The organism is Streptomyces sp. TP-A0874 (genome assembly GCF_001748085.1).
Lineage (GTDB): Bacteria > Actinomycetota > Actinomycetes > Streptomycetales > Streptomycetaceae > Streptomyces.
Genome location: NZ_BBZK01000004.1, coordinates 731,792 through 745,133 on the forward strand (window position 1 = coordinate 731,792; position 13,342 = coordinate 745,133).

Below are 13,342 nucleotides of genomic sequence, written 5' to 3' on the forward strand. Positions count from 1 at the left end.
TGGTGTCCCTTTCAGCCCGTCACGGACGGCGGGGTTGCCGGCAGCAACGTGATTCGTATCTCCCGCTCGGCGGCGGCGATCAGGCGGCCGATCTCGTCGCTGGAGTCGTCCGCGAAGACATGGGTGCTCAGCCCCGTCCCGGAGAAGGCGGAGGCGGTCGTCCGGCCGCCGATCTCGGTGCTGACCGTGCGGTGGTAGGCGTACGGGGCCACCGCGGAGTCGTCGTACTCCGCCAGCACGCCGCCGGAGGAGTAGTGCACCGTCCAGCCGGCGTGGCGCGCCACGGGCTCCTGCCGCAGCGTCCCGGGGTCCTCGCCGGCGTCGATGAGGATCTTGGCGTGCCGCAGGTCGATACCGCGGGTGACCTGGAAGGCGGAGATGATCCCGGCCCCTCCCGGACGCCCCGCCACCTCGCAGAAGACCAGCCGCTCCCCCTCCACGAAAGCCTCCATGTGGAGCACCGCCGACCGGATCCCCCAGGCGGCGACGGTCTGTTCGAGGAGGGCCTCGGCCCGCCGGCGGAGCAGGGGGTCGTCGACGGTCTTCGAGGAGAACGGCTGCCCGCGGGTGAAGGCCAGGCTGTCCTGCTGGTACAGGGAGACGTCCCAGGCGACGACTCCCTCGTGGACCACGGCGTCGATGTGGCACATCGGCCCCGAGACCTTCCGTTCCACGAGGAACCTCCCGGGGACGAAGCGCCGCTCCAGCCACCGGTCCAGCGAGGGGCGGTCCTCGCAGATCGCCACGCCCTGGGAGCCGGACAGGCTCCTGGGCTTGATCACGACGGCGCCGTACTCCTCGAAGAGTTCGTACGCGTCGGCCGGCTCGTACAGCACACGTCCTTCGGCGTGGGCGATGCCGCCACGGCGCGCCAGCCGCTTCATCTCGGCCTTGTCGAGCAGGCCGCGGGTGAAGCGGGGGGAGTCCCCCGGCAGCCCCAACTCCTTCCGCAGCGCCGCCGCCGGGGCGAGCAGCCGCTCGGAGGCCGCGGCGATCCGGTGGACCGGATGGGTGCGGTGCAGCTCCGCCACGATTCCGGCGGTCGCGTCATGGTCGAAGACATCGGTGTGCAGTGCGAGGTCCAGCCGCGCCTTCGACTCCTTCACCGACGGGCTTCCGCTGAGCACGCTGACCCGGAAGCGGTCCGGCGGAAGCAGCGGTGTGCCGTCCTCCCTCGTCCAGGTGGCGGCGCCGATCCGATCGATGATCGCGACGTGGGTCCGGTCGAGGGGGAGGTGCCGGAACACCAGGGCCGCTTCCACCCTGGAGGTGACCGCCAGGCAGCCGGACAGGTCCTGACCGGCCACGGTGTAGCACATCCGGGCGTCCCGGTCGTTCTCCGTCCGTACCTGCCCGGCGGTCAACGCCGCGCGCACGTAGCCGACTTCCGGGTGGTCGAACAGCTCCGCCGCCGGGCTGGCCGCCACCACCCGGAAGGCCCCGGCCGGTGCGGCGAGGGAGCGGAACACCGCGGCGCCCGCCCGGGGAGCGGGACGGCGTTCCGGGCGGCCCAGTGCGGCGTCGACCGCCGTGGTCACCAGGTCCCGGGTGTGCGCGGTGTCGTAGAGGGCGTGGGTGGCCTCGTCCAGGCCCGGGAGCACGGCGTCCGGGACGGGCGCCCCGGACGCCCCGACCGGATCGCCCCCGAAGTGACAGCGGACCACCCCCGCACCGATGCCGGAGGCCGTCACCGCCTCTTCCGCGGCGCGGTGCAGGGCCTCGATCCCCGGCTCCGCCAGCGAGGTGGGCCGGCACAGCGTGCGGTGCCCCTCCGCATCGGTGCCGAGGTCCTCCAGGACGTCCAGATGCCTCACCCGACCGCCGTGGACCGAGGAGAGCACGACGTGGCCGCGCGGTGGCGGCTCCGCCACGGCCCGCCGCGCGGCCTCTGCCCCATCGAGCGGCTGCCGCGCGTCCTCGGGCGACGCGGAGCCGAGCCGATCCCGTAACGCCTGCAGCCCTGCTGTGAAGGTGACGACGGCGGCGACCGGGCGCTCCGCCCGCGCACTGCGGAGGGCTGCTTCCGCGGCGTCCCGGCCGGGCGTGTCGTACCAGGTCCCGGCGGAGCGCCGGGACCACCGCTCCCGCAGGTCGGGCGCCGGTTCGCCGGGGCCGCACCAGAACACGCTGACATGGCCGGTCGACCCGCCGATCGCGTCCAGGATCCGCTCGGGCCGCGGCCCGTCCGGGTCCGCGTCCAGCAGCAGCACCACATGGGGTCCGTGCTCCGCCCGCTCGCCCCCGGCGGCTTCGTCCCGAGCCGTCGGCGCCCCGTGCTCCTCGTCCAGCGACAGTCCGTCGCGGATCCTTCCGAACGCCCGGTCGGCGGCGTGGCCCGCCTCGGCCGCGGTGTCCCCCTCGGCCAGCACGTACCCCAGGCGGTCCGCGTTGCAGGAAGTCGGCGCCACCCGGTCGCCCGGCTTCACGCTGATCCAGTGATCGGTCACCCCCTCGGGCAGGCCGCCCGGGACGTCGACCGCGCGGACGGTGCCCCCGCGATCACTGCACAGGTTGCGCAGTGCGACGTAGGAGACCGGCTCTCCGAGTGGGGGAACCGGCTCGCCGGTGCACAGGGCCGCCAGGTCGAGCGGGATGGAACGACCCAGCGCGATACCCATCTGCCGCGGAATCACATAGCCGGCCATCCGGCCGTTCACTTCGATGAGTTCCGGTCCCGTGGCGGTCACCAGGAGCTCAATGTGCAGTGCGCTGTCCCGGATCCCCAGGGCTCGGACGACGTCGGACACGAACCGGCGGACGGCGCCGCGCTGCTCGAACCGGGCCGGGAAGTGCCCGCCCGGCTCCACCGTGCTGGTCGGTGGGGAGGGGAGGCGCTCGCCGAAGCCGTAGAGGTGCGGACGCCCGCCCTGGACCAGTACCTGGGCGGCCACTTCGCGGCCCGCCCGGTACTCCTCGATCAGCAGTCGCCCGGTTTCCCGGGGGCACGCCAGGACCCGCTCGGCCTGGGCGTCGTTCCACAGCACCGAAACGCCGACCGAGCCGTGCCCGGCCACCGGCTTGACGACCACCGGATAGCCGATGTCCGCGGCCGCCGCCAACGCCTGCTCCGGAGTGTCGGCACGGCGCCAGCGCAGAGTGCCCACACCGGCTTCCGTCAACCGCTCCCGCACCGCTGCCTTGTCCCTGAGCAGACGGACGGTCTCCACCCGTTCGTGCGGCACCCCGAGGTCGCGGGCGAGGCAGGCCGCGGCGATGAGGAAGTCGTCGAGGACGCAGAGCACCCCGTCGACGGGGTGCGGCCCGAGCCGGTCCCGGAGGAGCGGCACGAGGCCCTCACCGCGCCGCAGTTCGGGGAGTTCGACGACCCGCGCGGCCAGCTTGTGCCGTTCGAAGCCCTGGGTGCCCGCGTAGCCGCCGAGGTCCTCGGTGAGGAAGGAGACCTCCATGCCGGCGGCCGCCAGTTCCTCGAGGTAGTCGAAGCCGCGCGGGCGGGTGGTCTCCACCATGAGGATGTGCACATCAACTCCCCGCGGCCATACGGGAGAAGGCCAGCGTCAGATATCTGAGCCAGTGCCCCTCGTACTGGAAGTTCCGGTCGACCTCCTGTCTCGCCACCGGGTCGAAGCCGCATCCGGTGAACAACTCGGTCACCAGCTCCTCGGTCAGCCACCAGTTGGAGCGGCCGTCCGGCAACCGCTTGTCGACCACGTCGCCGTCCGGGCTGAGGAAGATGTTCACCGTCCAGACCCCGCCCTCCCGCAGCAGGGCGCCGCCGTGCCGTACCCACCGCTCCCAGTCCTGCCGCCGCTGGTGGTGCAGGCAGCCGCTGTCCACCAGCATGTCCATCGGCCCCTCGTGGAACCCCAGGAAGTCGCCCTGCCGAAACCGCAGCGAGCCGCGGGTGACGGGCGGCGGCGCCCATACGTCGAGCAGGTCCAGGCCCACGGTGTCCGCGTCGAGCCCTTCGGCCAGCTCCGCCGTCTGGTGGCCGCGACCGCAGCCGATGTCCAGGACCCGGCGCCTGCGGCCGGGTTCGGCTGGCGGCGCCGTGCTCAGGATGAACTCGGTGACCCGGGACTTGATCGGCCCACCGCTCCAGGAGTCACGGCCCGATCCGTACCACTGCTGGAACGAGTCCCGCACCTGCTCCCGGTACGCCGAGTAGTGACCGTCCGGTACCGTCCCGGGCTCCTGGCCCACGGGGGTCTCACCTGATGGTGCTGGCATCGGCCCACTCCTCCATCGTGCCGCGGGAGGCGACGACGGCGATGGCAGCGCTGCCGGCCGTCGTCGCACCGTCCACTTCCTCCGAGGCCGCGAGCCAGGCACCGGCGCCGCTGCCCGAGACCGCGATCCCGTGCTCCGAACGCAGTGTCCGCATGGCCCGCTGCGCGTCCCCGTGGGAGATCTCACGGAAGGTGAGACCGGCCTCGTGAGGGGCGAGCAGCGGTTGCCGCAGCCCGTAGCCGAGTCCGCCGGTGCCCTTCATCCGCGGCGCGCTGCTCGGCGGCAGCGGATCCGCGTACGGCCCTTCCTGTGGGAAGACCGCCAGCGCGGCGCATTCCGGCCACACCTCCCGGAGTGCGAGCGCCATGCCGAGTACGGTGCCGCCGGTGCCCACGCAGGACGCGAGGGCGACCGGTCGTACCTGTGCGGACTGCAACTGCCGTACGGTCTCGGCGCCGGTCGACTGCCGGTGCATCGCCACGTTCTCCGCCGCGCAGTGCTGCAGCAGCAGATGGCGGTCCTCCGCTTCGGCCACTCGGGCGGCCTTGTCCATGGCGCCCAGGAACCCCGTTCCCTCCTCCGCCCTGCTGACGGCGGCCCCGGCGCGGCGCAGGCCGGCACACACCGTCTCGGGCGTGTGGTGCGGAACCAGTATGTGGAGGTCGAGATCGAGCTTGGCACAGAACTCGGCCAGCGCGAACGCCAAGCTCCCACTGGAGTACTCCGCCAGCCGCAGCTCACGTGAGCCGGTCCGGGCCGCCGCTCCGCACAGCAGGGCGTAGGCGGTCCGGGCCTTGATCGAGCCGGTGTCGTTGGCGGACTCCAGCTTGAGCCAGACGGTGCCCCGTCTCCGGAGGCTGGGCACCGGCACCAAGGGGGTGTCCCCGATGGTGTCGCGTATCGCGGCGAGTTCGGGGATCACCGTGTGCGCCTTCGCTTCCAGCTCGGCGAAGGACAGCGATCGCAGTTCGGTGGCGTCCGGAGCGCGGCTCGCCAGGGCCGCGGTGATGTGCGGCAGCGGCGCCCGCTCTTCCGCGCCCCTCATGACGGCCGCTCACTGGTCGCCAGCCGGAAGCCGACCGGGTACAGCGGCCCAGGGAAGGCGCCGTGGCGGCGGCGGGTCCGGGTCAGATCGCCGAAGCGCGAGAAGCTGCCGCCGCGGGCGACCCGGTAGCCGCCCATGGTCTCGACGAGGTGGTCCTCGACGAACGGTCCCGACGGGTAGGGGGCGTAGTCGTCCGCGACGTACTCCTCGACGTTCCCACCCATGTCGTGCACCCCGTAGGGGGAACGGCCGGTGGGGAAGGCGCCCACGGGGGTGGTGGTGTGCACTCCCGTCTCACGGGTGTTGCAGGCCTCCGGGTCGAAGTCGTCGCCCCAGGGGAACTCGCGCCCGTCGTCGCCCTTGGCGGCACGCTCCCACTCGGCCTCGGTGGGCAGCCGCCAGGGGTGGCCGGTCCGTTCGGTCAGCCACTGCGCGTACCGGTCGGCGTCCTCCGGCCGTACCCCGGCGACCGGGTGGTTGGAGCGTTCCCACGGGTACGCCCCGAGGTACCAGGTGGTCGGTCGGCTGGGGTGCCCGGTGTCCGCCAGGAAGTGCCGGTACTCGCCGTTGGTGACCGGGTAGGTGGCCATCCAGAAGTCCCGCACCGAAACGGTGTGCCGCGGGGTCTCCTTCTCGATCCACGAGGCCACGACCCCGACATGGGCCCACCGTTCCACCACGGTGTCCACCTCTTCCGGTGGCAGACCGATGTCGGTCGTCTCCGCGCCGGGTACGAAGCAGGTGGCCGGGGTCCGGCCGGTCAGCCGCGGGTCCCCGGTCACGGCCAGCACCGCGCCGGCGGCCAGCCGTTCGGCCAGCGGCGCGGCCGGGTCCTCGAGCCGTGCGACCAGCCCGGCGGGGGCGGTGGCCCGGCCGATCAGGTCCCGCGGTTCCGCCGGGTGCACGCGGGACGGTTCGGCGAGCGCCGCGTGCTCCTGGAAATGGGGGGAGTCAGCGACGTCGATGAGTCTCATGCGAGCTCGCCCTCCAACGTGTTCAGCGTGTGTCCGCCGACCTTGGCCTTCGCGGAGAGATAGCAGGAGTTCTCCGAGGTGATGTGGACGTGCGTCGGGATGACCTGCGTCACCTCGACATCGTGTTCCCGCAACTGGCGGACTTTGTCGGGGTTGTTGGTCAGCAGCCGGATCCGGGTCTGGCCGAGCGCGCGCAGCATCGCCGCCGCGACACCGTAGTCCCGCTCGTCGTCGCCCCGGCCCAGCATCCGGTTGGCCTCGAAGGTGTCGGCGCCCCGGTCCTGCAACAGGTAGGCGTCGAGCTTGTTGTACAGGCCGATCCCACGGCCCTCCTGCCTCAGGTAGAGGACGGTCCCGCCCTCCTTGCCGATCAGCGTCAGCGCCTCGTCGAGCTGAGGACCGCAGTCGCACCGCTCCGAGCCGAGGAGGTCGCCGGTCAGGCATTCGCTGTGCAGCCGGACCAGCGGGTCGGGCCCCGGTTCGGGCGGCAGGACGCACGCCACGTGCTCGCCCTCGTCCGGCAGTCCGTCGAAGGTGACGAGTTCGGCGCGCTTGCCGCCGACGCGGGCCATGGTGATGGCCACCCGGGCGCGCACCGTCACCGGCCCGGCTGCCTCGGCACCCGCCGCCTCGGAATGTGTGAGGGTCACTTCGCCCGCCTCACCGCGGCGGCGCGAGCCCCGCCGACCAGCTCCTGGATCCACCACGAACGGCGCACGCTCGGGAGGTCGTCGCCGGCGGTGTGGCCGACCACGACGATCCGGCCGTCCCAGCCGGCCACCGCGACCGACGCGTCGTCCAGTGCCGCCATGCACGACAACCCCTGCCCGAACTCGTCCAGGACCTGCCCGGAGGTGAGCACGGAGGGGCCGGCGTTCCAGTCCACCGGCCAGACGTACAGGCCGAAGTCGTAGGAGCCGGCCAGTACGAAGGGAGCCTCGGGGGCGCCCAGCAGGGCCACGCACTTCACCGACTCGTCCGGGCCCATCAGGGTCTGGACCCCATCGGCGCGCAGGGTTCCCTCGGGGGTGCGGGAGAGTCTGCCGACCTTGACGGTGTGGTCGCGGGAAGCGCTGGCGGCCACCGTCCCGCCCAGCGCGGCTACCGCGTTGACCAGGTTGCCGTGTTCCCAAAGGGTGGCGCGGTCACCGAAACCACCGCCGGCCACGGTGCGGTCGGTGGCCGCCGAGAGGAAGCCCGCACCGGCGAGCGGGGCCAGGGACTTCACCGAACCGCCGTGGGCCTGCCGCCGTTCCCGTACCGCCAGGTCTTCGGGCGCCAGCGTGATGCACTCGCCGTTGTAGGTGCCGGCGACCAGCAGCCCGCCGTCGAAGCAGAGGGACGGCAGCGGCGCCCCCAGTTGCTCGCTCATCAGGCGGTCGCCGTCGTAGCGCACCACATGGCCCGCGTAGGTGCCCGCGTAGACGACTCCGTCCCGGACGGCGAGGGAGAGGATCGGTCCCTCGGTGAGTTCGAGGAGGCGCACCCGCGGCTCCTCAGCGGGATCGGTGTGGGCGAGGGCCACCACGGTGCCGGAGTCGCAGCCGATGAACAGCTCCTCGCCGCCGGCCGCCATCACGTTGGGGCCGTGCGTCGCCTCGGCGGGCCCCGCGATCTCGGTGGCGGTGGCGAAGTCGAGGATATGGGGGCTGCTACGGAAACTGCCCGCCGCGACGAGCCCCCCGGCGGCGGAGACCGAGCGCGGCCAGAGCCGGGCGTCCGCCACCCGGTGGACCAGCTCGCCGTCGGCGGTGAAGAAGTGCAGCGAGCCGTCGTAGGCCCCGACGACGAACCGCGTGTCGTCCTCCGACCAGGCCACACAGCGGGCGGCGGAGGTCGAGACCTCGATGGTGCGCAGATGCTCCAGCTTCTTGCTGAGCAGGTCGACGGCGCCGTCGTCACGGGCGACGGCGAGTATGTCGCCGCTGCCGGACCAGGCGCAGCCCTCGATCGAGGAGTCGTATCTCCGGACGGCGGGCTCACCGTCCAGGTCCGGGTCGCTGACCGCCACGAGGCCGTCCTCCCCGACCGTGGCGACCATGCCGTCCACGCTGACGGAGACCATCATGCAATGCGCCTCGTGGGAGCCCACCTCGCGGAGGAAGCGGCCCGCGGCCGCCTCCCACATGGTGGCCCGGCCGTCCTCGGAGACGCAGATCAGCCGCTCACCGTCGGGCAGCCAAGCCACGGAGTTGATGTCGTCGGTATGTCTGGCAAGCACGTTGACGAGGGTCGCCGGCCCGTCGTCGGGCACGTTCCACAGCGCGACGGTCTTGTCCGCGGAGGCGGTGGCGAGTAACTGCGGCACCGCCGGGTTCCACGCGGAAGCGTTGACCAGGCGTCGGTGCCGCAGGGTGGCCGAGCGGACGGGAAGCGCGGGGTCTGAGATGTCCCAGACGATGACCGTGCCGTCGTAGGAGCAACTCGCCAGCCGACGGGCGTCGTTGCGGAGGCCGACATGGGTGATGGGGGCCGCGTGCCCCGATTCGGTGCGAGGCAGATCTATGGGACGCATGACGACTTCTGACCTCTCCGGAGTGTTGGGCGCGATGCGTGCAGGCGTGCTCAGCACCCGTCGCGATCGCGGATCAGGCTGCTCGACTCTGTTGCCGTTGACACGTCAAGTAGGGCTGCACCAGGGAGTGGTGAGGGGATCCGGAATGCGCCCGCTGGCGCTCTACCAGAACCGTCGAGAGGAGGGCCCGGCCAGGAGACCGGCTGCCTTGCGGATCAGATCAGAGTGGACGGCCCTTCGGCCGTACGGCTTCGGCTTGTGAGACGGCGCGATGTGGCTTGCGCTCAAGGTGTGCACCGCCACCAGCACGCACATGGACCTCCCCGTTCGACTGTCAGACCAGAGACACCGTTGGATCCGGCACCGCCACTGAGGTGTTGCGGTACCGCCAACCTGCGTGGACCGGCGCTCAGGGAACCCGTTCACAAGCAGTTGGCGATCACGGGTGTGGACCCTAGCTCTGCCGCACGAGGTTTCGACAGATGTTCGACCGCCCCGGTTCGGTATGGCCAAAAGCGATCGCATTCCCCGTCCCCGGCAGGGCTGGAGCTCTCCGGGGTGTTGACACCTGTCAGGAGCAGTGGTTGTGGGACAGCGCCGGAGGCCGTACGGGTTCGCGGTGGGGCAGGAGTCCGGTCCGCTGCGCCCGCAGGACGGCGTCGAGCCGGTCTGTCGCCCCCAGTTTCCGGTACAGCCGTTGCAGGTGCTTGTGGATCGTGCGCACCGACACCGCGAGCCTGCGGGCCATGGCGTACGCGGACAGGCCTTCGGCGAGCAGGTGGAGGACCGTCGTCTCCCGGGGTGTCAGGACAGCCGCCCTCGACGGGGCCTCCGGGTCCGGTTGCCTGAGGCTCCGACCGGGACTGAGGGACCGGTTCGCCAGACGTGCTCGATGGGCGGAGACGGCGGACAGGAACGGTTGTACGAGCCGGGCGTAGGCGACGTCCCTGCGGGTGAACCGGGTGTCACGGTGGATCAGGAAACCGCGGACCACGGCGGAAGGGCCGTTCAGGGGCAGGCAGAGCATGTCCCTGGTGCCGAACGCCCTGCGCAGCACGTTCGCCGTCTCGCTGTCCGACCACCGGTGCCCGCCGATGGCGTGTGCGACCGCCGGGCCTCGGTCAGCGGTCTTCGAGTAGTGCTCGGCGAAGGGACGGCCGATGCGCAGATGGCGGACCGTCTCGGCCGAGAGACGGAGCTCCGCTCGCCCGCCCGGCCGCCGGACGGAGACGCGGCCGCGGTCCTCGGACCACTCCTCGTCCTTCACCACGATGACCAACCCGCGTAGTGCCAAGGCGAGTTCTTCCAGGACCCGGTGCCGCACGGAGTCCGGGCGGCCCCCGCCCTCCAGGACGTGTACCGCGAGATCCAGCAACCGTTCGTAGTCGCGCTTCAGCATCCGTCGAGTCCCCCGGGCTCTCCTTGTCCATACGCACTTCTCCCCATGGTGGAACAAAAGGGGACAGGGCAGAGTCACTCCTGAGAAATCAGCTGAAACTCGTCGGCGGGCCAGCGGAGGCGGGGTACCGAGAACGCCGCCGGGCCGGCGAGAGGTGCGGGCCGAGGAGCAGAGGGCTCGGGGCCGGGCCGGCTGACTTCCGGAGCAGGAGACGCCATGCGGCCTCGCCGCATGGGGTGTCAAAGCACGGCAGAATCCGGACAGGAGAGAAATGCTCAACACCTTCAAACGCGCACTGGTCCTGACCGCGGCCGGTGCCGCCCTGACGGGAGCCCTGGGCGCCACCGCCGCCGCGGCGGAGACGACCGTCCCGGCGAAGTCGATGTCCATCCGGGCCAAGGCGGTCACCACCTGGGTCCAGGGCAACGTTCGGAGAGGACCGTCCACCGACTACCACATCGCCTACAAGGTGAAGGCGAACCAGAAGTTCCAGGCGGTCTGCTGGCTGACCGGCGGCTGGGTCGACGCCAACAACATCCGGCACAACAAGTGGGTGCGGCTCGCCGACGGCAATTACATCTGGGGTGGCCTCCTCAGGGGGAACCAGACCGGGGGTGTCTCCACCAAGTGCTGACCCGGCGGCGGCCCGGCTCCCACCCCCGGGAGCGAACCCGCCCGGTCCGCTGAGGGGCCGACGAGCAGCCGCCCGGTGGACGCGGCTTCCCGCGTCCACCGGGCGGGCCGGTGCCGAGTTCCCCGCCGGCGAGGATCGTACTCCGGCCTCGCGCGGCGGTCTCCGGCCCGCGTCCCCGGTCAGGGAACGGCGGGCGGTGCGTAGCCGAGCGTGTAGGAGAACACCGTCAGGAACGTCAGCACGACCGGCGCCAGGAAGATCAACTGCAGGAAGGTGAAGCCCACCAGATGGCGTGCGCGCAGTGACAGGATGCCCAGCAGCGGCAGCATCCAGAAGGGGTTGATGAGGTTCGGCAACGACTCCGCGGCATTGTAGACCTGCACGGTCCACCCGAGGTTCGCCTGCACGTCGTTCGCCGCGTCCATCACATAAGGCGCTTCCACCAGCCACTTTCCCCCTCCGGAGGGGACGAAGAAGCCGAGCACTGCGGAGTAGATACCGACCACCAGGGCGAAGGGCGCCAGGGAGGACACCGCCGTGAAGCCCTGGCTGATGAAGTCCGCGACCGAGTGGCCCGCGTCGTTGGTGGCACGGGTCATGACGGCGGCGATCGCCGCGTAGATCGGGAACTGGATGAGCACACCGCTGGTGGCCGGTACGGCCTTGGCCACGGCGTTGAGGAAGCTGCGGGGCCGCCAGTGCAACAGCATGCCGAGCATCAGGAAGAGCAGGTTGTAGGTGTTCAGGCCGGAGATCGTCATGATCGGATCCGAGCCGGTGAAGGCCTGCACCGCCCAACCCGCACCCAGCGCCACCACCAGCACGGTCAGCAGCGGGCTGTACTCCAGCCACTCACCGGGCCGGGACCGGGGCGGCAGTTCCTCCTCGGCGGTCTCGAGGTCGACACCGAGGTCCCGCGCGCTGCGCACCTGCCTCCCCCGGGGTGCGGAGAAGTAGGCGATCGTGACCACCAGGACTATCAGGATCGCGGCGAGCAGTATGGACTGCCACAGGAAGATGGTGTCGCGGAACGGGATGACGCCGGTGATGGGCAACAGGTTGTCCGGAATGCTGTCCGGGTTGGCCTGCAACTGGGCCGCCGAGGAGCTGAGCCCCAACGCCCACACGCTGCCCATGCCCATGAAGGCCGCCGCCCCGGCCGCACGGTAGTCGAGGTTCAGCTCGGCCCGGCGTGCCGCCTGGCGGGCGAGGAGACCGGCGAAGATGAGGCTGAATCCCCAGTTGAACATCGAGCTGACGGTGCTCACGGTGGCGATCAGCGCGACGGCTCCCGGCCCGGTCTTCGGACGCGACGCGATCCGGACGATCAGAGCGCGCGCCACCGGTGCGGTGGCCACCACGTACCCGCCGATCGCCACGAACGCCATCTGCATGGCGAAGGGGATCAGGTCCCAGAACCCTTCTCCGAACTCGTGGGTGACCTTGGCGGGGGTGGCTCCGATCGCCAGCGCGCTCACCGTCACGACGACGAGAGCTATCAGCGCGAAGACGAACGCCTCGGGGAACCACCTTTCGGAGAAGTTCGACATCCGGACGGCGAGACGTGACAGCGCCCCGGTGTCGTCCCCTGTCGCCTGGTCATCACCTGGATCGAGTTGGGCTTTCTTTGCCAGCATCAGAACTCCAGAGGGTCACGTTCTCGCGTAGACGGTTACGGCGGCGATGAGATCGGCCAGGCCGGTGCCCACCGTCTTGAAGACGGTGATCTCGTCGTCCCCGCGGGTGCGGGGGGTGGTGCGCGCGCACAGCTCGGGCAGGGTCGCGGCGATGTCCTCGCGGGTCAGCACGGACTCGGCGAAGCCGGTCACGATCTCGCCCGCTTCGGTGAGCGCGGCTTCGTGGTCGACGAACACGGTGGAGCGGCCCAGCAGCGAGGGGTCGACCTCGTGCATCTCCGGGCGGAAACTACCGATCAGGTCCAGATGGGTCCCCGGCGCGATCCACTCGTCGCGGATGACCGGTTCGCGGGCGAGGGTACAGGTGGTGATGATGTCCGCCCGTCCGACCGCGGTCCGCAGATCGTCGACCGCGGTGGCCCTCACCCCCCGCTCCGCCAGGGATCCGGCGAGTTCCCGTGCGCCGGCGGGGTTGTAGGGGTCGGCGATGAGAGTGCTCTCGATACCGCCCCTGACTGCGGCGTAGGCGTCGTGCACCGCACTGCCGATGTGCCCGGTGCCGACGATCAGGTGGACCCGCGAGTCCTCCCGGGACAGCAGGGACGCCCCCAGCGCGGCCGTCCCGACCGTGCGCCGGCGGGTCAGCTCACCTCCGTCGATGACGGCGAGGTGCTGTCCCGTACCGCCGTCGGCCAGGACGTAGGCCGAGGAGAGGGCGGGCAGCCCCCGCTCGGAGTTGCGCGGGAAGACGTCCACCAGCTTCACCCCGAGGAACTCGCGGTTCCAGGCGGGCATCACCAGCAGGGTGGCCTGCTGTGCGGCGTCCAGTGAGTAGTGCTGCCGGGGCGGCACTTCAGCATCGGCGGTCATACCGGACCGCAGGGCCGGGATGAGGGCCTCGTAGTACAGCCGCCTTGCTGTCTGGGCGGCGTCGAAGAACTGCACGGGTG

Annotated in this window: 10 protein-coding genes; 1 reads left to right on the forward strand and 9 read right to left on the reverse strand. The window is 71.3% G+C overall.

The features are described 5' to 3' along the window. Positions 1-11: 11 nt before the first annotated feature. The 7 genes from BGP73_RS07265 to BGP73_RS07295 form a co-directional block, all read right to left on the reverse strand. Positions 12-3,479: an ATP-grasp domain-containing protein gene (locus BGP73_RS07265; RefSeq protein ID WP_069812731.1), complete on the reverse strand. Its 3,468-nt coding sequence runs from the start codon at positions 3,477-3,479 to the stop codon at positions 12-14. Position 3,480: 1 nt separating this feature from the next. Continuing rightward, positions 3,481-4,188 carry a class I SAM-dependent methyltransferase gene (locus tag BGP73_RS07270; RefSeq protein WP_079127281.1) on the reverse strand — a complete coding sequence of 236 codons (708 nt, stop codon included), beginning with the start codon at positions 4,186-4,188 and terminating at the stop codon, positions 3,481-3,483. Next, entirely contained in the window at positions 4,169-5,233 is a 1,065-nt protein-coding gene (locus BGP73_RS07275; protein WP_069812735.1) for a pyridoxal-phosphate dependent enzyme, read from the reverse strand. Before BGP73_RS07275 ends, BGP73_RS07270 begins: the two co-directional genes overlap by 20 nt. After that, positions 5,230-6,207, reverse strand: a complete 978-nt coding sequence (locus tag BGP73_RS07280; RefSeq protein WP_069812737.1) for a formylglycine-generating enzyme family protein — start codon at positions 6,205-6,207, stop codon at positions 5,230-5,232. Before BGP73_RS07280 ends, BGP73_RS07275 begins: the two co-directional genes overlap by 4 nt. Further along, positions 6,204-6,779, reverse strand: a complete 576-nt coding sequence (locus tag BGP73_RS07285) for a GTP cyclohydrolase II (protein ID WP_069813031.1) — start codon at positions 6,777-6,779, stop codon at positions 6,204-6,206. The genes BGP73_RS07280 and BGP73_RS07285 overlap by 4 nt, the downstream gene beginning before the upstream one ends. Before the next feature lie 74 nt (positions 6,780-6,853). Next, entirely contained in the window at positions 6,854-8,722 is a 1,869-nt protein-coding gene (locus BGP73_RS07290; RefSeq protein WP_079127282.1) for a WD40 repeat domain-containing protein, read from the reverse strand. 571 nt (positions 8,723-9,293) lie between these two features. Then, positions 9,294-10,121 carry a helix-turn-helix transcriptional regulator gene (locus BGP73_RS07295; protein WP_069812740.1) on the reverse strand — a complete coding sequence of 276 codons (828 nt, stop codon included), beginning with the start codon at positions 10,119-10,121 and terminating at the stop codon, positions 9,294-9,296. A gap of 271 nt (positions 10,122-10,392) precedes the next feature. Between BGP73_RS07295 and BGP73_RS07300 the strand changes: the two genes are divergently transcribed. Beyond that, entirely contained in the window at positions 10,393-10,755 is a 363-nt protein-coding gene (locus BGP73_RS07300; RefSeq protein WP_069812742.1) for a hypothetical protein, read from the forward strand. Between the two features lie 179 nt (positions 10,756-10,934). Here BGP73_RS07300 and BGP73_RS07305 read toward each other — a convergent pair whose 3' ends face one another. After that, positions 10,935-12,392, reverse strand: coding sequence for a short-chain fatty acid transporter (locus BGP73_RS07305; protein WP_079127285.1), 1,458 nt, complete (start codon positions 12,390-12,392; stop codon positions 10,935-10,937). 15 nt (positions 12,393-12,407) lie between these two features. Then, entirely contained in the window at positions 12,408-13,337 is a 930-nt protein-coding gene (locus BGP73_RS07310; RefSeq protein WP_069812743.1) for an ornithine cyclodeaminase family protein, read from the reverse strand. Positions 13,338-13,342 lie beyond the last annotated feature (5 nt).

What these genes read in the sequence shown, in the direction of transcription:
- BGP73_RS07270 (WP_079127281.1), bottom strand. Translation starts at nt 4,188, where the DNA reads ATGCCAGCACCATCAGGTGAGACCCCCGTGGGCCAGGAGCCCGGGACG.
- BGP73_RS07275 (WP_069812735.1), bottom strand. Translation starts at nt 5,233, where the DNA reads ATGAGGGGCGCGGAAGAGCGGGCGCCGCTGCCGCACATCACCGCGGCC.
- BGP73_RS07280 (WP_069812737.1), bottom strand. Translation starts at nt 6,207, where the DNA reads ATGAGACTCATCGACGTCGCTGACTCCCCCCATTTCCAGGAGCACGCG.
- BGP73_RS07285 (WP_069813031.1), bottom strand. Translation starts at nt 6,779, where the DNA reads ATGGCCCGCGTCGGCGGCAAGCGCGCCGAACTCGTCACCTTCGACGGA.
- BGP73_RS07290 (WP_079127282.1), bottom strand. Translation starts at nt 8,722, where the DNA reads ATGCGTCCCATAGATCTGCCTCGCACCGAATCGGGGCACGCGGCCCCC.
- BGP73_RS07295 (WP_069812740.1), bottom strand. Translation starts at nt 10,121, where the DNA reads ATGCTGAAGCGCGACTACGAACGGTTGCTGGATCTCGCGGTACACGTC.
- BGP73_RS07300 (WP_069812742.1), top strand. Translation starts at nt 10,393, where the DNA reads ATGCTCAACACCTTCAAACGCGCACTGGTCCTGACCGCGGCCGGTGCC.
- BGP73_RS07305 (WP_079127285.1), bottom strand. Translation starts at nt 12,392, where the DNA reads ATGCTGGCAAAGAAAGCCCAACTCGATCCAGGTGATGACCAGGCGACA.